The organism is Sinosporangium siamense (genome assembly GCF_016863435.1).
Taxonomy (GTDB): Bacteria; Actinomycetota; Actinomycetes; order Streptosporangiales; family Streptosporangiaceae; genus Sinosporangium; species Sinosporangium siamense.
In genome coordinates this window covers 1-18,987 of the sequence record NZ_BOOW01000028.1, presented here as the reverse complement: position 1 = coordinate 18,987, position 18,987 = coordinate 1, and the positions used below count along the sequence as shown (strand labels likewise).

21 protein-coding genes and 2 pseudogenes are annotated in these 18,987 nt (G+C 69.1%); 11 read left to right on the top strand and 12 right to left on the bottom strand.

The window, feature by feature from the left end:
• Positions 1-72 precede the first annotated feature (72 nt).
• The 3 genes from Ssi02_RS20945 to Ssi02_RS20935 are packed head-to-tail and all read left to right on the top strand — an operon-like array spanning position 73 to position 2,536.
• The gene (locus Ssi02_RS20945) at positions 73-906 is read left to right on the top strand and encodes an alpha/beta fold hydrolase (protein ID WP_204027985.1); all 834 of its coding nucleotides are present in this window, start codon (positions 73-75) and stop codon (positions 904-906) included.
• A complete protein-coding gene (locus Ssi02_RS20940) occupies positions 906-2,183 on the top strand; it encodes a PP2C family protein-serine/threonine phosphatase (RefSeq protein WP_239129240.1) in 1,278 nt (425 codons plus the stop codon). Before Ssi02_RS20945 ends, Ssi02_RS20940 begins: the two co-directional genes overlap by 1 nt.
• Positions 2,180-2,536, top strand: a complete 357-nt coding sequence (locus Ssi02_RS20935; protein WP_204027981.1) for an STAS domain-containing protein — start codon at positions 2,180-2,182, stop codon at positions 2,534-2,536. The genes Ssi02_RS20940 and Ssi02_RS20935 overlap by 4 nt, the downstream gene beginning before the upstream one ends.
• A gap of 18 nt (positions 2,537-2,554) precedes the next feature.
• On the opposite strand, the pseudogene Ssi02_RS20930 reads toward Ssi02_RS20935, so the two are convergent.
• Positions 2,555-2,770, bottom strand: a pseudogene (locus Ssi02_RS20930) (response regulator transcription factor); the annotation flags it as partial.
• A 97-nt stretch (positions 2,771-2,867) separates the two neighbouring features.
• On the opposite strand from Ssi02_RS20930, the gene Ssi02_RS20925 reads away from it, so the two are divergent.
• The gene (locus Ssi02_RS20925; RefSeq protein ID WP_204027978.1) at positions 2,868-3,026 is read left to right on the top strand and encodes a hypothetical protein; all 159 of its coding nucleotides are present in this window, start codon (positions 2,868-2,870) and stop codon (positions 3,024-3,026) included.
• 181 nt (positions 3,027-3,207) lie between these two features.
• On the opposite strand, the gene Ssi02_RS20920 is transcribed toward Ssi02_RS20925, so the two are convergent.
• Entirely contained in the window at positions 3,208-3,900 is a 693-nt protein-coding gene (locus Ssi02_RS20920) for a DNA alkylation repair protein (RefSeq protein WP_204027975.1), read from the bottom strand.
• A gap of 320 nt (positions 3,901-4,220) precedes the next feature.
• Between Ssi02_RS20920 and Ssi02_RS20915 the strand changes: the two are divergent.
• A pseudogene (locus tag Ssi02_RS20915) lies at positions 4,221-4,487 on the top strand (imine reductase family protein); the annotation flags it as partial.
• Between the two features lie 87 nt (positions 4,488-4,574).
• Here Ssi02_RS20915 and Ssi02_RS20910 read toward each other — a convergent pair.
• Both Ssi02_RS20910 and rsgA read right to left on the bottom strand, forming a co-directional pair.
• The gene (locus Ssi02_RS20910) at positions 4,575-5,081 is read right to left on the bottom strand and encodes a GNAT family N-acetyltransferase (RefSeq protein WP_204028568.1); all 507 of its coding nucleotides are present in this window, start codon (positions 5,079-5,081) and stop codon (positions 4,575-4,577) included.
• 53 nt (positions 5,082-5,134) lie between these two features.
• Entirely contained in the window at positions 5,135-6,220 is a 1,086-nt protein-coding gene (gene rsgA, locus Ssi02_RS20905) for a ribosome small subunit-dependent GTPase A (protein ID WP_204027971.1), read from the bottom strand.
• A gap of 514 nt (positions 6,221-6,734) precedes the next feature.
• Here rsgA and Ssi02_RS20900 point away from each other — a divergent pair.
• A complete protein-coding gene (locus Ssi02_RS20900) occupies positions 6,735-7,277 on the top strand; it encodes a TetR family transcriptional regulator (protein ID WP_204027969.1) in 543 nt (180 codons plus the stop codon).
• Between the two features lie 130 nt (positions 7,278-7,407).
• On the opposite strand, the gene Ssi02_RS20895 is transcribed toward Ssi02_RS20900, so the two are convergent.
• On the bottom strand, positions 7,408-8,130 hold the full coding sequence (locus Ssi02_RS20895; protein WP_204027967.1) for a TetR/AcrR family transcriptional regulator: 723 nt from the start codon (positions 8,128-8,130) through the stop codon (positions 7,408-7,410).
• 187 nt (positions 8,131-8,317) lie between these two features.
• On the opposite strand from Ssi02_RS20895, the gene Ssi02_RS20890 reads away from it, so the two are divergent.
• Together Ssi02_RS20890 and Ssi02_RS20885 are read left to right on the top strand one after the other, a co-directional pair.
• Complete coding sequence (locus tag Ssi02_RS20890; protein ID WP_204027965.1) at positions 8,318-9,061, top strand: siderophore-interacting protein; 744 nt, start codon at positions 8,318-8,320, stop codon at positions 9,059-9,061.
• A gap of 19 nt (positions 9,062-9,080) precedes the next feature.
• A complete protein-coding gene (locus Ssi02_RS20885) occupies positions 9,081-9,533 on the top strand; it encodes a DUF6640 family protein (RefSeq protein ID WP_239129237.1) in 453 nt (150 codons plus the stop codon).
• 648 nt (positions 9,534-10,181) lie between these two features.
• On the opposite strand, the gene Ssi02_RS20880 is transcribed toward Ssi02_RS20885, so the two are convergent.
• The 5 genes from Ssi02_RS20880 to Ssi02_RS39370 all read right to left on the bottom strand — a co-directional run bounded on the left by Ssi02_RS20880 (position 10,182) and on the right by Ssi02_RS39370 (position 14,647).
• Positions 10,182-10,487, bottom strand: a complete 306-nt coding sequence (locus Ssi02_RS20880) for a hypothetical protein (RefSeq protein ID WP_204027963.1) — start codon at positions 10,485-10,487, stop codon at positions 10,182-10,184.
• Positions 10,488-10,896: 409 nt separating this feature from the next.
• The gene (locus tag Ssi02_RS20875) at positions 10,897-11,382 is read right to left on the bottom strand and encodes a class I SAM-dependent methyltransferase (RefSeq protein WP_239129236.1); all 486 of its coding nucleotides are present in this window, start codon (positions 11,380-11,382) and stop codon (positions 10,897-10,899) included.
• An 85-nt stretch (positions 11,383-11,467) separates the two neighbouring features.
• Positions 11,468-13,069 carry an ABC transporter permease gene (locus Ssi02_RS20870; RefSeq protein WP_204027961.1) on the bottom strand — a complete coding sequence of 534 codons (1,602 nt, stop codon included), beginning with the start codon at positions 13,067-13,069 and terminating at the stop codon, positions 11,468-11,470.
• Positions 13,066-13,989, bottom strand: a complete 924-nt coding sequence (locus Ssi02_RS20865; protein WP_204027959.1) for an ABC transporter ATP-binding protein — start codon at positions 13,987-13,989, stop codon at positions 13,066-13,068. The genes Ssi02_RS20870 and Ssi02_RS20865 overlap by 4 nt, the downstream gene beginning before the upstream one ends.
• Positions 13,982-14,647, bottom strand: coding sequence for a TetR/AcrR family transcriptional regulator (locus Ssi02_RS39370; RefSeq protein WP_204027957.1), 666 nt, complete (start codon positions 14,645-14,647; stop codon positions 13,982-13,984). Before Ssi02_RS39370 ends, Ssi02_RS20865 begins: the two co-directional genes overlap by 8 nt.
• Before the next feature lie 40 nt (positions 14,648-14,687).
• Between Ssi02_RS39370 and Ssi02_RS39845 the strand changes: the two genes are divergently transcribed.
• Positions 14,688-14,900: an ABATE domain-containing protein gene (locus Ssi02_RS39845; RefSeq protein ID WP_204027955.1), complete on the top strand. Its 213-nt coding sequence runs from the start codon at positions 14,688-14,690 to the stop codon at positions 14,898-14,900.
• A gap of 214 nt (positions 14,901-15,114) precedes the next feature.
• Here the strand turns inward: Ssi02_RS39845 and Ssi02_RS20850 are convergent, their stop codons facing one another.
• Positions 15,115-15,696 (bottom strand): helix-turn-helix domain-containing protein, encoded by a 582-nt coding sequence (locus Ssi02_RS20850; protein WP_239129233.1) that lies wholly within the window; start codon positions 15,694-15,696, stop codon positions 15,115-15,117.
• A 61-nt stretch (positions 15,697-15,757) separates the two neighbouring features.
• Here Ssi02_RS20850 and Ssi02_RS20845 point away from each other — a divergent pair, with 61 nt between their 5' ends.
• Complete coding sequence (locus Ssi02_RS20845; RefSeq protein ID WP_204027952.1) at positions 15,758-17,080, top strand: erythromycin esterase family protein; 1,323 nt, start codon at positions 15,758-15,760, stop codon at positions 17,078-17,080.
• Positions 17,081-17,095: 15 nt separating this feature from the next.
• Here Ssi02_RS20845 and Ssi02_RS20840 read toward each other — a convergent pair whose 3' ends face one another.
• Complete coding sequence (locus Ssi02_RS20840) at positions 17,096-17,572, bottom strand: MarR family winged helix-turn-helix transcriptional regulator (protein ID WP_204027951.1); 477 nt, start codon at positions 17,570-17,572, stop codon at positions 17,096-17,098.
• Positions 17,573-17,683: 111 nt separating this feature from the next.
• On the opposite strand from Ssi02_RS20840, the gene Ssi02_RS20835 reads away from it, so the two are divergent.
• Complete coding sequence (locus Ssi02_RS20835) at positions 17,684-18,823, top strand: cytochrome P450 family protein (protein ID WP_204027949.1); 1,140 nt, start codon at positions 17,684-17,686, stop codon at positions 18,821-18,823.
• Positions 18,824-18,987: the final 164 nt, after the last annotated feature.

The window sequence follows — 18,987 nt, the reverse complement described above, 5'->3', positions numbered from 1 at the left end:
TGGCAACCCGGGTGACCACCGCCGGGGAGCGGCTGTCGTCGTTTGCGGTAGATAGTGTAAACATGAACGACCATGGGTGATGTCGAGGTAGTTGTCAGGAACAACGTGGTGGTCAGTGGTCGGCCCGACGGTCCGACGGTAATGCTGGCCCACGGATTCGGCTGTGATCAGAACATGTGGCGCCTGGTCGCTCCGAAGCTGGCCCGCGACTTCCGGGTGGTGTGCTTCGATCATGTGGGAGCGGGCCGCTCGGATCTGGCGGCCTACTCTCCTGATCGTTATGCGGACCTGCAGGCTTACGCCGACGATGTGCTGGAGATCTGCCGCGAGCTGGACCTGAGCCAGGTGGTGTTCGTCGGGCATTCGGTGGCCGCGATGATGGGGGTGCTGGCCGCCGTCCAGGAGCCGGAACGATTCGCCAAGCTGGTGCTGCTGGTGCCCTCGCCCTGCTACATCGACGATGAGGGATATCGCGGCGGGTTCAGCCGGGCCGACATCGAGGAGTTGCTGGAGTCGCTGGACAGCAACTATCTGGGCTGGTCGGCTGCCATGGCTCCGGTGATCATGGGTAACGCGGACCGTCCGGAGCTGGGTGAGGAGCTGACCAACAGTTTCTGCCGGACCGATCCGCTCATCGCGCGGTCGTTCGCGCGGGCGACGTTCTTGTCCGATCACCGTGCCGAACTCGCCAAGGTCGGGGTTCCGACGCTGGTGCTCGACTGCGCTCAGGATGTGATCGCGCCGCCTGAGGTGGGCGCGTTCGTGCACGCTCAGATCGCGGGCAGCCGGCTGATCACGCTGGCGGCCACCGGCCACTGCCCGCAGCTGAGCGCCCCGGAGGCCACCGTCCGGGCGATCGCCGCCTTCGCCGCCGAACCCGGCGATCACTCCGCCGAACCGAGATGATGAGCGCGAGAGGCCAGGAAGCGGGCTCCCCGACGCCGGGTGAGGGCGGCGGCGAACGGGCGCTGTTTTCGGCGCTGCTGGAAGACAGCGCCGAGGACCTCTACGAGAACGCGCCGTGCGGCTATCTGTCCACGTTGCTGGACGGTCAGATCGCCAAGATCAACAATACGCTGCTGGGCTGGCTGGGCTACACGCGTGACGAACTGGTGGGCCTGCGGACGTTCTCCGATCTGCTCACCGTGGGCGGCCGTCTCTATCACGAGACCCATTTCGCACCGCTGCTGATGATGCAGGGTGAGGTCGGCGGGGTGGCGCTGGAGCTGCGGACCGCCGCCGGGGAGCGGCTGCCGGTCCTGGTCACGTCCACGATCAAGTACGGCGCCGACCGGCAACCGCAGCTGATCCGCACCACGATCTTCGACGCGTCCGACCGGCGCGCCTACGAACAAGAACTACTGCGCGCCCGGCAGGAAGCCGACCGCGAGCGTGATCGGCTGCAGCGGCTGGTCGCCACCTTGCAGCACAGCCTGCTGCCCTCCTCCCTGCCTGAGGTGGACGGCCTGCAGTCCGCCGCGTACTACCACATCGCCTCCCGCGACGAGGTCGGCGGCGACTTCTACGACCTGTTCCCGCTCAGTCGCGAGCGGTGGGGCTTCTTCCTGGGCGATGTGTGCGGCAAGGGCGCCGCCGCCGCGGCGGTGACCTCGCTGATCCGCTACACGCTGCGCGCGGCGGCGGTCTACGACCCCGACCCGGTGACCGTCCTTGAGACCCTCAACACCGTCATGCAGCACGAGTACCGCGGTGACGATCCGCGTTACTGCACCGCGATCTTCGGCATTCTGACCCGGGACGGCGACGGCTTCACCATCGATTTGGCCGGCGGCGGCCACCCGCCGTGCCTGCTGCTGCGCGCCGACGGCACCGCCGACTTCCAGCACACCCCCAACGGCATGCTGATCGGCATGCTCAGTCCCGCCGTTTTCACCGCGACCACGATCCGCCTGGCGCCGGGAGACACCCTGCTTCTCTACACCGACGGGCTTATCGAAGCACGCACCACCGGCGCCTTGAACGCGGAAGTCGACGACGACCGCTACGGGGACGAGGCGTTGCACGCCTTCGCCCGCGCCCTGGCCCCCACCACCGCGCAGCAGGCCGTGGCCGCGCTGGCCGACCTTCTGCGGGGCTTCGGCGCCGGCTTGGACGACGACACCGCCCTCCTGGCCCTTCACGTGCCGGTCACCGAGCGCCCGGCCGAGCGCGGTGCACCATGACACCCTTGGCCCTCACCCTCCACACCGTCGAGCACGCCGTGGTGCTGCGGCTGTCCGGCGAACTGGACCACCACACCGCCCCGCTCGTCCTGGAGAAGCTGAAGACCATCACGCTCGTCCGGGACCGGCCCTTCATCCTCGACCTGGATCAGCTGACCTTCTGCGACTCCAGCGGCATCGCGGCCCTGATCGCCGCCCGCAACCACGCCATAGCCGCCACCACCACGCTCGCGCTGGTGGCCGTGCCCCACGTCGTGAGCCGAACCTTCCGGCTGACCGGGCTGGACCGGATCCTGGACGCCTACCCGACCGTCGAGGCGGCCGCTCAAGCAGGAGGCTCAGTGCCGTCTTGACGGGCTCCGCATTGAAGCTTATAGACGCGGTTTGCCGTCCGGGTCGACCAGGCCGCACTGGTAGACGAACACGACCGGCTGGGCGCGGTCGCGGGCGTGCACCTTGGACATCGCCCGGCTGATGTGGGTCTTGGCCGTGGCCGGGCTGATCACCAGGTGGGCGGCGATCTCGTCGTTGGACAACCCGTGCGCGGCCAGCGCGGTCACCTCGCGCTCACGCCGGGTGAGCCGGTCGGCCTCCGCGGGCGCCGGGGCCCAGGGGCTGCTGATCGACCACACGCGTCCCGCCCGTAAGAACGCCCGTGAGCTGGACATCGAGCTTCACGACGTTGTGATCGACGGAGACCGGGCTGCCGCGCGCTACACGATGCGGGTTCTCATGCGGAGGGAGAAGTCGCTGGAGATCGAGGTCCACGTGTTCGCGCATCTGGCACCCGGGCGGGGCCGGCGCATCGACTCGCTCACGAGAACGCTGCCTCCGAAGGACTGACCCTTGACCGGGCTGTTCCGGTGGAGTGCTGTATCGGGTTTCCGACAAATCGGTGTCGTCGTGTCGGCCCGCGTCTCCAGGGCCAATAAGCAGAGCGGTGCACTGCTCCTCGGCCCAAGCGGGGCGGTGGCGCGCAGCCGGCAGACGACAGGCGGCCGGAGCCCCGGCGATCAGGGCAGTGCTACCGCCTTTTCGCTCGGTAGGTGGCCTTCTCGTCAGCGGTCAGGTGCTCAATGGCATAGGAGAGCATGGTCCGCGGCATAGCGGCAGCATGTCGGTCGAGGAATGCCAGCAGGCGGGGCCGGTCCTTCCGGCCGGCTTCACGCAGGACTGCACCGACGGCCTTCTGGACGAGATCATGCGGGTCGGCGATGAGCAGCTCGGCTAGGCGGTAGATATCGTCGGTGTCACCGATGCGAGTGAAATAAAGGGAAGCATAGACGGCTGTACGGCGCTCCCAGGGGTTGGCCGAGCGGGCCAGAACGTCCAGGACGTCGCGGGGTTTGTCTTCGAGATAGCGGCCGACGACCCAGGGGGCGGCGAGGTCGACCAGGTCCCAGTTGTCGATGACGTCCATTCGCGACAGGTACAGGTCATACAGCTCTTTGCGCCGCTCTTCGCTGGTGCGCTTCAGACGGGCCTCTGTGTTCATAACGCTGAGAGCGCCGACCTTGGCCTCGCGGATCGGGGAGTCGAGCAGGGTGTTCAGCTCGGCGCGCGGCAGGCCGACGAACTCCTTGGCGAGGTCGGTCACCTCCCGCATGCGCACACCTATGGCGCCGCTCACGCCGCCCTTGAAGTAGCGCTGAATCTTTTCCCGCTCCACCGCGGACGCCAATGCGGTCAGGCGGCGGATGAACTCCTCAGCCGTCATGGGCGGCGACCACCCGAGCAGGAGAAGACATTGCTAAGGTCGTCTCCGGCCTCGTCCAGGCGCTTGCCTCCGGAAGCGTAGCCCATGATCTCCTCAGGCCCACCTTTCAGTGGATAGGTGCTGAATCACGATAAAGGAAGGCGGGCCCGCAGCGAACACGTCGGGCCACGTGCCGATCCATATCCAGCGCAGCCCGCACCGGGCCGCCCTCGCCGGCCCTACCCTCGTCAACCTGACCTCCGGCACGTCCGACGAGGCCGGCGAGACGGCGGCGTGGGCCGGCGACTACCTGGACGGCGCCATCATGGCGCGCCTTCGCCCCGTTCGCCACCCAGTGGGTGGGCAGCGTGACCGGCTTCATGACCGCCTACGCCGAGCAGACCGACCGCGGCGCCTACCCCGCCGAGGACACCGCCTTGGAGACCCACCTGGCCACCATGAAATACCTCGTTCGCGAAAGCGCCGCCGCCGGCATCGACACCGACTGGCCCGCCCGCATCCAGTCCCTGACCGAACGCGCCCGCAACGCCGGCCACACCGGCACGAGCTACACAAGTCTGATCGAGGTCTTCCGCGGCCGCGCGTAGAGGAATGTCCCGCCGGGCAGCCCAGGTCGGCCTGGGCCGCCCGGCGGGAAAACTAACGGACCGCCCGGAGCCGGGCGCCCGCGACGGTCAGACTCCGAAGGCCGCCGGATAGCGGATGACGCCCTTCGGAACGGGACGGGTGGGGTCGAGGGCGAGGGCCATCATGTAGCGGTCCTCGACCTCAAACGGCGGCCGGATGCCGAAGCCCGAGGCGGGCGTGAACCCGAACCGCGGGTAATACTCGGCGTGGCCGAGCACCAGCACCAGGTTCTCCCCCATTTCCCGGGCCGCCTCAAGCCCGGCGCGGATGGCCGCCCCGCCGGCGCCGAGGCGCTGTGCCTCGGGCAGGACGGCGCACGGGCCGAGCGCGAGGGCCGGGGCGTCGTCGACGTGGCACCGGGTGAACAGGGCGAAACCGGTGAGGGTGCCGTCAGCGCTCTGGGCCAGCCACGACAGACCGGGCAGCCAGGCCGCGGGGTCGGCGCGCAGAGCCTCGACCAGGTCCGCCTCGTGCGAGGTGGGGAAGGCGGCGAGGTTGATCTCGCGGATCCGGGCGTGGTCGGCGTCGGTCTCGGAGCGGGTGATCCAGTCCATGATGGCGGGAGAGTCCGTTTCAGTGGTCGTCGAGTGGTGGCGGCGGGTTTCGTTCACCGTTGCCGATCCCGGAACTTGTAGGTCGCACGAAGGTGGCTGCTGATGGACTTCTGCCGGTTGACCCGCTCGTCACGCAGCCGGGCGTCGGTGCGGGAAGCCTCGAAGGCCGCCTCACGCTGGAGTTTGCGATAGCCGGCCAGGCGGCGCTCGGCCACCTCGCCCGCCTCGATGGCGGCCCGTACGGCGCAGCCGGGCTCGCCGTCGTGCCCGCAGTCGTCGAAGCGGCAGTCCCTGGCGAGCTCTTCGATCTCGGCGAAGACCTGCTCCAGGCCGTCGGCGGCGTCGTGCAGGCTGATGCCGCGCAGGCCAGGGGTGTCGATGAGCACGCCGCCGCCGGGCAGCGGCAGCAGCTCGCGGCGGACGGTGGTGTGCCTGCCTTTGCCGTCCTGCGCCCGCACATCGCCGATGGCCAGCGCGTCCTCACCCAGCAGGGCATTGGCGAGCGTGGACTTGCCGGTGCCTGACGGCCCGAGCAGCACGGTGGTGCCGCCGCCCAGCAGCGCGGTCAGGATGTCGACGTTGTCGCCGGTCGCGGCGCTGGTGACGAGGATGTCGACACCGGGCGCGAGTGTGGTGATCTCGGCCTGCACGGCGTCGGCGTCGGCCGCGAGGTCGCCCTTGGTGAGGACGATCAACGGCCGCGTGCCGCTCCCCCAGGCGAGGGCGAGAAAACGTTCCAGCCGCGCGGCGTTCAACGGCACGGACAGGGACACCGCGATGACGACCGTGTCGACGTTGGCGGCCAGCACCTGCCCGTGGGAGGTGCGTGACGCCGTCGAGCGGACGATCGCGGTGCTTCGCGGGAGGAGCGCCGCCACCTCGGGGGTTTGCCCGAGGCGGAGCGCCGCCCAGTCGCCGGTGCACGGCGCGGCCTCGGGGTCGGCGTGCCGCGGCGCCGGCACGGTCGCCCGGACGGGGCCGTGCCCGGTGATGACGTCACACGAGCCCCGGTGCACCCGCACGATGCGGGCGGGCACCAGTCCGGCGGCGCGGTGGTCGGTGAAGAGGTGATCGAGTGTGGGAGTCCAGCCGTAACGGGACAGCGGGACGTCGGATTGATCCGTAAACGGATGATTCAACGTGAGACACCTTGCGGGAAGGGACCCCGGCGGAACTCAGGCGTCACCCGTCCTGCGAGCAGGCGGCTCGCCAAGCGTGAACAAGCGGCTGGCGGCCGACATCGGCGAACAGCTCACGGCAGGCGTGAGCGAACGGCTCGCGACAGGATGGCGGAAGTGGTCAGACCGGAGCCCGGGACGTGAGGAAAGTCCGGGCGCTGCGCAGAGCAGCGGTCTTCACCGCGATCATTCAACCTCACCTCCCTTTCTCAATCACGTGTCCGACGTTGACGACTGCAACCATAGCACCTCGGCAGAGCAGGCTCACGCCGTACGGCACAGCCGACTTTCAGGGTGTCCCCCGGTGCTGCCCGTCACCGGAACGGTTTTGCCACGCATCCGTTGCCTCCTTCTGTGGCCGGTACGGCAAAGCATATGTCATCGAGTGACATGTACGTCATTTGGTGCCATAACCTATCCTCGATGCGTGGAGAGCGCGGAACGGCAGGGACTACGGCAACGGACGAGGCGCGCGGTGCGGACCGAGCTGGCGGAGCTGGCGCTGGCACTGTTCGTCGAACGCGGCTACGAGGACACGACGGTCGAGGACATCGCGGCGGCGGCGGGGCTGTCCAAGCGCAGCTTCTTCCGCTATTTCCCGTCCAAGGAGGACGTGCTGTTCGGCGACGTCGAAGACCTGGCCGACCGCGTCGCCGACGCCGTCCGGGCCCGCCCGGCCGGGGAGGAGCCGTGGGCGGTGCTCCACGCCGTCCTCCGCGAGTGGGAGGCGAGGATCCACGCCGCGCAGTGGGACATGGCGGCACTGCGGCTGATCGAGTCGACCCCCGCACTGCGCGCCCGCCTCCACCAGCGGCGCGACGGGATGCGCGACCGGATCAGCACCGCGCTCCGCGAACGCCCCGGCACCGGCCTCGACACCTTCACCGCCGACCTGCTCACCGCCTGCGCCGCCGCCGCGATAGACGCCGCCACCCGCGAATGGCTACGCCACGACGGCACGGACGACCGAGGCGAACTGGTCGACCGCGCGTTCACCATGCTGGCACCCGGCCCATAAGCCCCCGATCGCTCACCCGGCTCATGCCGTACGGCACAGCCCGGCGGCGCGGCGTGAAGCCACACATCTTCTCTATCGGGTGCTGAAGTAGCCGCAAGCGCCGGCGGATCGGGGACGGGATCCCCTTTTGCTAGTGCGCCTCCTTCGCGGTGACATCGAGGCCGAGGGTGGTGGACAGGTCGCGGAGGCACTCTTCGAAGACGGGTTCCAGGTCGGTGTAGGCGAAGTCCAGCTGGTGCAGGATTTCCATGCACAGGAGCCCGTACAACCTGATCCAGCACGACAGGAAGACGTGCGCGGCCTCGGGCGGCAGTTGTCCCTCGATGGCGGCGGAGTAGGCGGTCAGCTGATCCCGGAGGGATGCGGGCAGGCTCGCCGGGTCGGGCACCGGGAACGGGCGTGTCCGCCACAACTCCGCCGTCAGATCCAGGAGGACGTGCTCGAAGCGCAGGGCGGCCTCGTGGCGCACCGAGCCAGGACGCCGGTTCGGCGCGGCGACGGGGCTGGCGAAGATCCACCCGAACTCGTCCGGGTGGGCGACGGCCCAGGTGCGCATGGCGCGACAGGCCGCCAACATGCGGTCGCCGACCGGTGCGCCGGCCTGGGCGTCGCGGGCCCGCTCCATCGCGGCGGCCAGTTCGCGGATGAAGCCGGCGGTCACCGCGCCGACCAGCTCGTCGTGGCCCGTGTAGTAGTGGTAGAGGGCCGGGCCGCTCATGCCGACCTGCCGGGCGACGGCGTTGACGGTCACCGCGGCCGACCCCTGTTCGACCAGCAGTTTGCGCGCGGCGGCGTGGATCTCCTCCAGAGTGGCCTGGCGCAGCCTCTGCCGCCTGCTGGTGTGTGCGGACATCCCCACCCTTTCGTGCGGTTTCCTTTGTCGTCGTTGACATCTTAGAGCATCTATGTTTCCTTAATGCCTCTAAGGAATCTATAGGCTCTAAGGAGAGTTGTGGAACTCCCGTCGTCAACCCCTCTCGCTGCCGCGTGGTGGCGGAGGTCGCGATCCGCCCACATCCGACAACACGAGGACTCCTGACATGGCCCGCACGATGCGCGACCGCCTGTTCGGGAAGTACGCCATGGAGGCGACGATCACCGTCGCCGATCAGGTCACCCCCGCCATGCGCCGGATCCGGCTGGAAACCGACCAGCCCATCGCCTTCCCCTACAGCCCCGGACAGCACATCAGGATCCAACTGATGGACCCACTGTCGGTGCAGGGCATCCTGCGCCCGTCCGAGACGCTGCGCACCTACACGATCTGGGACCTCGACCCCGGCAGAACGGCGATCGAACTGCGCGTCCACCTCTATGCGGGCGACGGCATCGGCCTGAAGTGGGCGCGTACGGCCCGGCCCGGGGACCGGGTGACCTTCTGGTGGCCGCAAGGCGACTTCTTCCCCCGCGAGGCGGCCTATCACGTGTTCGTCGGCGAGGAGACCGCCGGCGCCGCCTTCGGGCCGATGATCAGAGCACTGGGAGCGTCGGCCCAGGTGTACGGCGTCCTGGAGGGCGAGTCCCCCGAGCACGACCTGCCCATGCCCGGGGCACCGTCGCTGCGCCGCGTCCACCGCCACGGCGCACCCGCCGTCGCCTCCCAGGTCCTGCTCGCCGCCGTGGCCGAACTCGACCTGCCCGGCAACGCCGGCGCCGCCTACGTGGCCGGCGAGGCCGGAACCTGCCGGCTGGTCCGCGACTACCTCATGCGCGAGCGCAACTGGCCACGGACGTCGATCAAGACCAAGCCGTTCTGGGCCCCAGGCAAGCGCGGCCTGCACTGAACGTCAAGGAGACGCGCACATGAAAGTCGATCCGATGTCTCTCCCACGAATCGTGATCATCGTTGTCGCGGCGATCACGACGGCCGGTGCCGTACTCGCCGACCTGGTCATCCCCGACCTGGCTGCACAACACGCCTTCAACCCGGCCTGGCCGCCCCACGCCAAATTCCACGACGCTCAGTACATGGTGATGACCGTGCTCCTCGGCCTCACCGGCCTGGTCCTCGCGACACGGCCAAGCCGGACGGCACTGCTGCACGCCGCCGCCATCCTGGCCACCCCGTGGCTCGGCATGATCGGTGCGCTCCTGTTCCCGGGCACCGCCACCTACGACCCGGAGTTCGCCGACCGGACCGTCTTCGTCCTCGGCCTGCACGGGCAGGTCTTCATGGCGATCGTCCTGCTCCTGGCGCTGCTCGTCGTGACAGTGGCGACCGTGCGCATACCCGTGGACTCCCCCACCCGATCATGACGTCGCACCTGGGGGCGCGGCAGAGCGGACACGAGGTCGTGGGCTCACCGCCGCTCTGATCCGTCCGCGGTGGTGGAATGTTCTTCGACGAAGTTCTCGAACACGCCGCCGGTGTACAAGAGAACGTGAGGGCCCGGGAGGGGGATCCGGTGCGCGGCTCGGCAGGGTTCTGTCTTGCCGGTCGGGGTCACGGTCCCTCCTCTTTCGTTTTACAACGAACGATATCGGGATGGCCCAGAGGCGGGTCCGGCCAACCGAAACCACTCCTGGCCGTGCCCTCGCTCAGGTGTCGGCGACCGGGGCCGAGTACGGCGGAGCCACGCCCCCCGCAGGTGACCGCTTGCGTTAGATGAAACCAGTACAAGGCGGATCCAGATCCTGCCTCTTGAAGGGACAGGACGCTCGATTTTGCCCCTGGCGGTGATGTGAAAGCCGCGCACCCCATAGGCGCCGCCATATCCGTTCGCCGAAATTCCACCGCACCTGCGGGTGGCGCCGACATTGCAATTCAGTCAATGTACAACATTACATCGACTGTCCACCCCGTCTTCCCGGGAAAACGGGGTGGCCAGCCTGAATGAATGAGAATGATGCCTAAGCTCACCGCGGTGCGTGTGCTCGGCCAGGGGTGCGGTCAGTCGCGGAGCGTCAGTCCCACTTGCTCACGCTGTGCGAGATGATGGTGCCGCTGACGGTGACAGAGGACGTGCCGAACGGGCTCGCGGTGGGACCGTAGGCATTGAGGAAGCCCGTCCCGCCCGTGGGCCGGTATGTAACCACGACCTGGTGATATCCGGTGCCACCTGTGCACGAGCTGTAGGCCGAGCCGATGCTCGTCTGGGTAGAGGAGCAGCCGAAGGGGATTGCCTGCGCCGGTGCCGCCGAACCCAGGAGGGCGGCCGTCACGGCGAGTGTGGTGGCGGAGATGAATCCAGCCAATTTCTTCGTTTTCACGCGAGGTTCCTTACTGTGGTCAGGTCAGGGGAACACGCTGTGGTTCGGTTTCAACACCCCCGCCGCCTGAGGAAGGCGAGCCGCCGGCAGGCCCTATTTCCCAAGCAAATTCCGGGAGCGATCCATCGGGGAAGCTTCCTTGATCAGTAGATACTGCGCCGAAAGAGCAGTCAAGGCCCATTTCATCGATCCGTAAGCACGATAAGAGTTCTTGTTAGACTCTTCCGCGCCAAGGCAAACACCCCCTGCGCATTCAACGACGGGCGATGAGGGCGTAACGCTCGTCGTTCACCACCCCACCCCACAGGTCCGGCATGCCCGTGAGGTCCTCGACACGCACTTCGGTCACGAGCGGGCGCACCGCCGCCGCCAGCTCGCCGGCGATGACACCCCCTTGCCAGGGCAGGGTCTACGCCCCGGGGACGTACGGCACAGCAACGCCCCACCGCCCTTCGACCAGCAGAAGCGTGCCGCCGGAGGACAAACACCCGACCCACCGGGCCAGCGCGGCGACCGGGTCGGGCAACGTCCACACCACATGCCGACAAAGCACCACATCGAATCGCTCGTCCCCAGTGGGCGGCATGGACGCGTCCCCGACAAGGAAACGCCCGGAAAGACCCGCGGCGGAGAGTTTGGCACTCGCCCGCTCGACCATCAGCGGGGAAAGGTCCACCCCGGTCACACGATGCCCGGCCCCGGCGAGCAGCTGGGAGAGCGAGCCGGTGCCGCAGCCCACATCCAGCACCGTCGCCGGAGCGGGCGGCATCCAGGAGGCCAGCGAGCGCGACCACGCCTCCCGGATGCGCGCCGATCGGAGCCCGTGGTCGGGCTCGTCGTCGAATGCGGAGGCTGCGGCGTCCCAGTAGGCGGCGATGGCGGCAGAGGTCGTCATGACACCGAGTGTGCCCGGCGGCTACGACATGATTTCGTCCCGCGCACAGGGGATATCGTCGGCCGCGAAGCCCACGGGCAGAGCCCTACCCGAAGTCGCGGCGGCGAAGGGCGAGCAGGCCGCCGCCCAGCAGGAGGGCCGTGGTGGCGAGCAGGGCCAGGATCGGTCCGGCCGCCAGAGAGCCCGGGGTGAAGGGATTGGGAACGTAATGGAACGGCTCCAGCGCACTGCCGCCCCAGTTCCCGTAGAGGGGCCCGGCGACCTGCCCGAGCCCGGCGGTCGCGATCCACACGACCCAGGAGATCGCGACACTCGCCCGAGGCAGCAAGCCGTAGCCGAGGACGCACACCGCCCCTACGCACCATGCGGCCGGCACGGCACTCAGCGTGCCGGCCAGGAAGCGGGGCAGGTCGGTGGCGAGGTCGCCCACGAGAACCGAGAACAGTGTGCCGAACACGAGCCCGGCCACAACCAGCAGCGCCGCCGTGCCGAGCCCGGTCACGATCAGGTGCCCGGTCACCCACCGGAGCCGGGTCGCCGCGGTCGCCTGGACGGCTTCGGCGCGGCCAGAGCTCTCCTCCGAGCGTAGCCGCAGCGTCATGAGCACCGGGTACAGGGCGATGGCGTAGGCGAGAATCAAGATCATGTACCAGGAGTAGCCGCCGAGTGTGTCGTCGGCGGTCATCCCGAGGGTGTTTCTGATGTTGTCGACCAGCGCGCTCGGCCGTGAGAGCAGGTCCCGCACCAGCGGGCTCAACGCGGCGGCCGCCGCCGCGAAGGACGCGATCGCGACCGACCATTTCACCAGCAGGCCGCGGTGCAGCCGCCAGGCCAGGCTGATCGGGCCGCGCAGGTGCGGGGCGGTGGCGGGCCCGAGGCGTTCCGGCAGCAGGCCGGCACCGAGGTCGCGGCGCCCAAGCAGGCGATAGGCGACGGCGACCAGGGCGGCGCCGGCCAGGAGCGAGAACCCGAGCATCCACCACCGCTCGTCCTGGTAGGGCCGCACCAGATGGCTCCAGCCGATCGGGGACAGATATCTCAGCCACTCCCGCCCGGTCGCGTCGCCGGCGTAGCGCAGCACGTAGGAGACGGCGAGCACGGTCAGACCGATCGCGGTGGCCGTGCGGGCGTTGCGCGCCAGCTGGGCGGCGACGGCGGCGATGCCGCCGAACACCCAGCCCGCCATCGTGATGGCTGCGCCGTACGCGAAGGATCCGGGCGCTTCGAACCCGATCCCGATCAGCACGAGAGCCGTCACCAAGCCGCCGACCAGGCTGGTCGCCGCCGCCGTCAGGAGGGCGGCGGTCAGCTGAGCGTGGCGGCCCACCACGGAGGAGCGGACCAGCTCGCTGCGTCCGGCGTCCTCCTCTCTGCGGGTGTGCCGGACGACGGACATGACGGCTGCGAACGCGCTCGCGACGTAGAGGAACCCGCCGCTGCGCCACGTGGCGAGCACCTCCAGCCGGGGTTCGACGGATCTGCCGCCGAGCCCTTGGAGGAAGGGGCTGCCGGGGATGATGTCGACGGTGTACGCCAACTTCAGCTCATAGGTGGCCATATTCGTGTTGATGTAGTTGACCATCGTCAGGGCCAAGGCCACGATCAACAGGATCCACCACGGGGCGATCGCCCTTTCGCGGCGCAGCGCCAGGCGGATCAGGCGGCCGGTGCCGGTGAGGGGGCTCATCGTGCCGCTCCCGCGTGCCGCCCGTTGCCCGTGGCGCCGCGGTCGTAGTGGCGCAGGAACAACTCCTCCAGCGTGGGGGGCCGGCTGACGAGACCGCGCACTCCGGCTTCGGCGAGATGCCGCAGCACGGTGTCCAGGGCGGCGACGTCGACGTCGAACCACACCCGGCTGCCCTCGGTGCGCAGACCGTGCACGCCGGGCAGATCGGCCAGACCGCGCGGCGGCGCCGCCAGGTCGGCCTGGATGGAGGTGCGGGTGAGATGGCGCAAGTCCGCCAGGGTGCCGCTCTCGACCGTGCGCCCGTCCTTGATGATGGTGACCCGGTCGCACAGCTCCTCGACCTCGGCCAGGATGTGGCTGGACAGCAGCACGGTGCGGTTTCCGCGGCGGCGCTCCTCGCGCACCGCCTCCTGGAAGACCTCCTCCATCAGGGGGTCCAGGCCGGTGGTGGGCTCGTCGAGGATGAGCAGCTCGACGTCGGCGGCCAGCGCGGCGATGAGTGCCACCTTCTGCCGGTTGCCCTTGGAATAGGTGCGGCATTTCTTCCGGGGGTCCAGGTCGAAGAGCTCCAGCAACTCGGCGCGGCGCTGCTTGTTGAGCCCGCCGCGGAGCTGTCCGAGCAGGTCGATCACCTCACCGCCGGACAGGTGCGGCCACAGCGTCACATCGCCGGGAACATAGGCCAGCCTGCGGTGCAGCGCGGTCGCATCGGCCCACGGATCGCCGCCGAGCAGCCGGGCGGTGCCCGCGTCCGCCCGGAGCATGCCGAGCAGGATGCGGATCGTGGTGCTCTTGCCCGCGCCGTTGGGCCCCAGGAATCCGTGCACCTCTCCGGTGCCGACGGCGAGTTCGAGGCCGTCCAGCGCGCGGGTCGTGCCGTACGTCTTGACTAACCCGCTCACCGAGATCGCGTCACTCATCAGACTTCTCCTTGCTTGAACGCACTGTCCGGGTCTTGTCAAGTGCCTCCCGATGCGCGGCGGCCTCCTCCAGGCTGAGCCACGGGTGGGAATAGACATCGAGTACGGCAAGAGCCAGCAGGTGGGCGCCCTTCTCGTCGGCCACGTCGACACCGAGCACCCGGGAGAGGTGCTTCGGCAGCAGCCCAACCGCCAACGCCATCGCCGTGCCCACCGCCGCCCTGGACCTGCGGTCCGCGAGGGGCGGATCGGAACGGCGCTCGTCGAGCCTTATGAGCCACTGCTCACCCATCTGGACCATCGCGTCGAACACCGGCTCGGCCCACCCCTCGGTCAGGGCACGCGCCATATATCGCTGATAGGGCCCGATGGCGGCCATGGACATCGCGAGGTGGTTCACCCCGGTGGCCTCCGATTCGGCGCCGACCTGCTCGTTGATCCTGGTGATCAGCTTGACCAGGTGGGCGTCGCACGCCTCACGCAGCGCCTGCTTGGACCCGAAGTGATGGCGCAGCAGCCCCGGGGACACCCCCGCGGTCTCGGCGATCGCCCGGGTCGTGGCCCCTTCGTAGCCGTGCTCCCCGAAATGCCGCAAGGCCGCGTCTCTGATCCGCGCCCGAGTGGTCAGGTCCTCGGGGTCGGGTCCTGGTGTGGTCACTGTCGAGGGCTCCTATTCAATCGCATAGGTAGTTGCTCACTTGCGAAGCATACTATGCGCTTGCATAGCCCACCATCGGTGTTCCAGACGCGTAACGCGTAGCGTCACCCTGCGCCAGGCGATCTGGGAGGCGGCCCACGCCCGGGCGGCGGGTCGCCCGCTTCCCGCTAGAGCGGTCGCGACAGTCAACCGCGCCGCCGCTGACCCCCGCACTCGCCGCCGACGGCATCACCGCCCGATGTTCGGCCTCTGACGCCATCCGCTCGTGCCACGATGCACTCTGTCGCGGGCGTGAGCCGCTGACTTCCCCGGCTGCGTCGAGATCACCACGCTGCCGATGGGCATGGCGTGCAGTGGGACGCGAATCCGCCGCAGGGCGCTCGTCGTCTGCGGCATCACGGACACCCTCCCGCAACACCGCTCACGAGCCGGGGTACTTGGAGACGGGTCCACCCGGTCCGGAACGGCTAACCGCCTTCCGCCGACTCCCCCGCCGGGCGGTTTCCCAGGTCAAGGCCGGATGGTTCCTCGGTTGGGAAGAAGATGGCGCTCACCAGGTGGGGGCGGCGGCCCGGGGCGGGGCCGTTGGCGGCGCGGGGGGCGAGGATCTGGCGCAGTTCCCCGATCATCTCGGCGTGCTCGTTGGGATTGAGCCAGATCAGGCCTTGCCGGTAACCGACTCCGTCGGCGAAGGGGTCGGCGCCGTCGCGGTCCAGGTAGGCGTTGAACTCGGCGAGCAGGGCGGCCATCGCGGCGGCGAAGCCGTGACGATGGTCCTCCAGGGACATCGACTTGGCCGCGTCGGCGTCGACGGCCATGCCGTCACGACTTAGCCGGTAGTGGCGCTCGACGACGCCGCGCACCCGCTGCTCGTCGGCGATCTCCAGCAGTCCGCCCTCGGCCAGCAGGGCGACATGGCGGTACAAGGTCGCCTTGGGGACGTCAGGCAGGCTCTCGCAAAGGTCGGACGTGGTGCGGGTGCGCCCGCCGTACATCGCCCACACAATGCGCAATCGGACCGGGTGCAGAAGGAGGTCAAGCTTGTCCACGAACCAATGTTCTCACATCTGATACTGTTCCCAAAACTGAGACAAATGGAGGAACGCGGTCATGAATATGCCGACCGAGATCGCACGGCTCAGCGACGAGGCGGTCATCCCGCTGCGCACGCTTGACCCGGCTGCGCCGCTGGACGACCTCGGATGGCTGGACGAGGCGATCGGAAACGCCCGTGTGGTGGCCATTGGAGAGAGCGCGCACTACAACCGTGAGTTCTACCAACTCCGCCACCGCCTGCTGCGTTATCTGGCCGAGCGTCATGGGTTCAGCGCTTATGCGATGGAGACCGGATTCGCCGAAGGATGGCAGGCCGACGCCTGGGTCCGAGGCGGCGACGCCCCGCTCGGACAGGTGATGGCTCACGGCATCACGTCGCTGATGGGGTTGTGGGAGCAGATGGCCGCCCACCTGGAGTGGATGCGCCGGCACAACCAAACCGCCGCGCGTTCCCTCGGCTTCTACGGCATCGACCTGGGCGGTTCGAATGTGTCGCCACTGCCCGGCCTGGACGCCGTACTCGCCTACCTCGCGCGGGCCGACCCTGGGTTCGAGGTCGATCCGCGCATCCGGGAGACCGTCTCGGCGTTCGCGGTGCCGTCGGCGCTCTCCGCGCCCGCGGCCGTGGCCGCCTACACTCAGCTGCCCACCGAGGCCAAGGACGCGCTGACGGCGGGTCTCGCCGAACTCACCGCGCGCATGGCGGGCCGCCGGCTGGACTGCCTCCGGCACACCACCGTCGAGGACTACGAGCGTGCGCTCCACGCGGCGCGGCTCACGGCCACGCTCGACACCGTCGTCCGTACGGTGACCCGAGGCGACCAGTGGACGGCGATGAACAACCGCGACGTGGCGATCGCCGACACGGTCGAATGGATTCTGCGGAGAGAGCACAGAATCGTCCTGGCCGCCCACAACGGACACATCCAGCGCCGGCCGGGCACCCTCCCCGGTATGGAGCCGATGACCCCGATGGGGATGCACCTCGCCGACCGGCTCGGGGATGACTATCTCGTCATCGGCACGACCGCGGGGACCGGCCGGACCCTCAACACCGGCACCGATTTCTACACCGGCACCCTCTTCACGGACATGGAAGCACCCGAGCCAGGCAGCATCGACGCCCTCATGCACACCAGCCACGACGGCCCCTTCGCGACTGATCTGCGGCGCCTGTCCCCGGCCGACGCCGACGCCGTGCGAGCCGCCACCCGGCAGCGTGCGGGAGTCGGCGCCTTCTACTCCGAGCAGAGCCCGCTGGACGCGTATGACATCGTCGTCCACCTCCCGCACGTCACGGAAGCCGCCCCCGCAGGCGCCGCACTCAGCTACTCCCCCGACGATGTACGGCAGGCATTCTCGGCGGCGGCCGGATAGCCGGGGGCCGGGGTCTCAGGGGCCGGTCTGGAGGCGGTGGACCTCGTTTGCCGTGCTCTCCTCGGCCGCGGTCACGAAGCGCAGCACGACGCGGAGTTCGTCATCGGTGAAGTCGTCGAGGTCGTCCCTGGTGCGTGTGATCAGTCCGGCATAGGCCTGGCCGACGCGGTCGATCCCGTGCTGGGTCGGCTCGATGAGGACGCGGCGGCGGTCCGTCGGGTCGGGGACGCGCCGCACGCAGTCGGCGGCCACCAGGCGGTCGATCATGCGGGAGGCCGACCCCGTGGTGAGGTTGACGAGTTTGGCCAGCTCGCCCGGGGTCGCGGGGCCGTGCCGGTCCAGCGCGTGGAGGCACTGCACGTCGGTGTCGGTGACGCCGAGCCGGGTCGCGACGACGTTGTTGAGCTGCACCACGCGGATCGCCCAGTTCGGCACGGCGACGCCGACGACCTCCCTGAGGAGCTCCTCCCGCCCTTGGTCCGCCTTCGTCACGATGACACCCGCCTTATCCAAAGTAGCTGCGCCACGCAGTGAATTATGAGGTAGCTTTGCTGTGTTGCGCAGAAAATGCGTGACACAGTTATTTTACCCCATGGAGGGCCCATGTCCCCAGCTCCCCAGGTCACCGTCGACCCGTTCGCCGCTCACACGCGCGGAGTCGACGAGCCCCACCCCGCTCGCGCCGGCCTGCGGGCCGCCGGTCCCCTCGTCCGCGCCGAGGCCCCGAGCGGCGGTCCGGTGTGGATCGTCACCGACGACACCCTCGCCCGGCAGGCCCTCGTTCACCCCCAGATCGTCAAAGACACCGCTTACGCCCCGACCTCCTGGGACCCGAGGATCGTCGGCCTCGAGCCCACCGCCGACGCGCAGCTCTCCCTCACCACCTCCGACGGCCCGGACCACACTCGCCTGCGCCAGGCGCACAGCCCGCTCTTCTCCTCCCGGCGGATGGGCGGCTACACCGAGCGCATCGGGGCCATCGCCCGCGACCTGCTCCACCGGTGCACCGCCACCGGCGAGACGATCGACCTGATGGCCGACTTCACCACCCGCTTCCCCCTCACCGTGGTCTGCGACCTGCTCGGAGTCCCGCTCGACCGGGTCGACGAGGCCATGGAAGCCTGCCGGGGGATGTACGCCAACGAGCCCGAACAGGTCGGCCAGGCCATGGCGGCCTTCGCCGACCTGTCCGCCGCCGCACTCGGCGAGGGACGGCACGGCCTGGCCGCCGAACTCCGTGACCGCCTGCCCGAGGTCACCGAGGAGCAGATGCACTACCTGCTCTTCACCCTCATCTACGCCGCACAGCTGACGACCGACCCCGCCCTGGGCTTCCTCCTCGCCCGCGTCCTCGGCCCCGAGCCCGGTGTCCCGGCCGACGAGCTCGTGCGCGACACCCTGCGCCGCCACTCCCCCGCGCCCTTCTCCCTGTGGCGCTTCACCAGCACCGACATCGAGTTCGCGGGAGTACGGTTGCCCGCCCGATCCCCGATCCTCATCGACATCCAGGGCATCAACACCGACCCCGGCCGCTCAATCGGCCCCGACCTCGTCTTCGGCGCGGGCCCTCACTACTGCACCGGGGCGCACCTGGCCCAGCTGGAGCTCCGCGTGGTCGTCGAGGTGCTCAAAGCCGACTATCCACACGCCCGCCTGGCTGTGCCGTACTCCGCTCTCCGCCAGACGGACTACGGCGGCATCCTCGGCAGCAGGCTGACGGCCCTCCCGGTCAACCTGGGTTAGCCGACCGGGGGCGGTCTGTTTCATCAGATACCTCCGAGGAGACCCCCGCCTTCAGGCGGGGGAGGAATCGGACCCCTGCGGAGCAGGGCAGGGGCAGGCGTTTCGCCGCCAGGCGAAACGCAGTTTCGAACACCTGTGCTGATCTCGCTGCTAGAGTGTGAGGT

Bases quoted from the DNA above. Each gene is read 5' to 3' on its own strand.
- Ssi02_RS20875 (WP_239129236.1), bottom strand. From the start codon at position 11,382: ATGACGACCTCTGCCGCCATCGCCGCCTACTGGGACGCCGCAGCCTCC.
- Ssi02_RS20920 (WP_204027975.1), bottom strand. From the start codon at position 3,900: ATGACGGCTGAGGAGTTCATCCGCCGCCTGACCGCATTGGCGTCCGCG.
- Ssi02_RS20865 (WP_204027959.1), bottom strand. From the start codon at position 13,989: ATGAGTGACGCGATCTCGGTGAGCGGGTTAGTCAAGACGTACGGCACG.
- Ssi02_RS20885 (WP_239129237.1), top strand. From the start codon at position 9,081: ATGAAAGTCGATCCGATGTCTCTCCCACGAATCGTGATCATCGTTGTC.
- Ssi02_RS20835 (WP_204027949.1), top strand. From the start codon at position 17,684: ATGTCCCCAGCTCCCCAGGTCACCGTCGACCCGTTCGCCGCTCACACG.
- Ssi02_RS20940 (WP_239129240.1), top strand. From the start codon at position 906: ATGAGCGCGAGAGGCCAGGAAGCGGGCTCCCCGACGCCGGGTGAGGGC.
- Ssi02_RS20945 (WP_204027985.1), top strand. From the start codon at position 73: ATGGGTGATGTCGAGGTAGTTGTCAGGAACAACGTGGTGGTCAGTGGT.
- Ssi02_RS20870 (WP_204027961.1), bottom strand. From the start codon at position 13,069: ATGAGCCCCCTCACCGGCACCGGCCGCCTGATCCGCCTGGCGCTGCGC.
- Ssi02_RS20845 (WP_204027952.1), top strand. From the start codon at position 15,758: ATGAATATGCCGACCGAGATCGCACGGCTCAGCGACGAGGCGGTCATC.
- Ssi02_RS20935 (WP_204027981.1), top strand. From the start codon at position 2,180: ATGACACCCTTGGCCCTCACCCTCCACACCGTCGAGCACGCCGTGGTG.
- Ssi02_RS20890 (WP_204027965.1), top strand. From the start codon at position 8,318: ATGGCCCGCACGATGCGCGACCGCCTGTTCGGGAAGTACGCCATGGAG.
- Ssi02_RS20910 (WP_204028568.1), bottom strand. From the start codon at position 5,081: ATGGACTGGATCACCCGCTCCGAGACCGACGCCGACCACGCCCGGATC.
- Ssi02_RS20895 (WP_204027967.1), bottom strand. From the start codon at position 8,130: ATGTCCGCACACACCAGCAGGCGGCAGAGGCTGCGCCAGGCCACTCTG.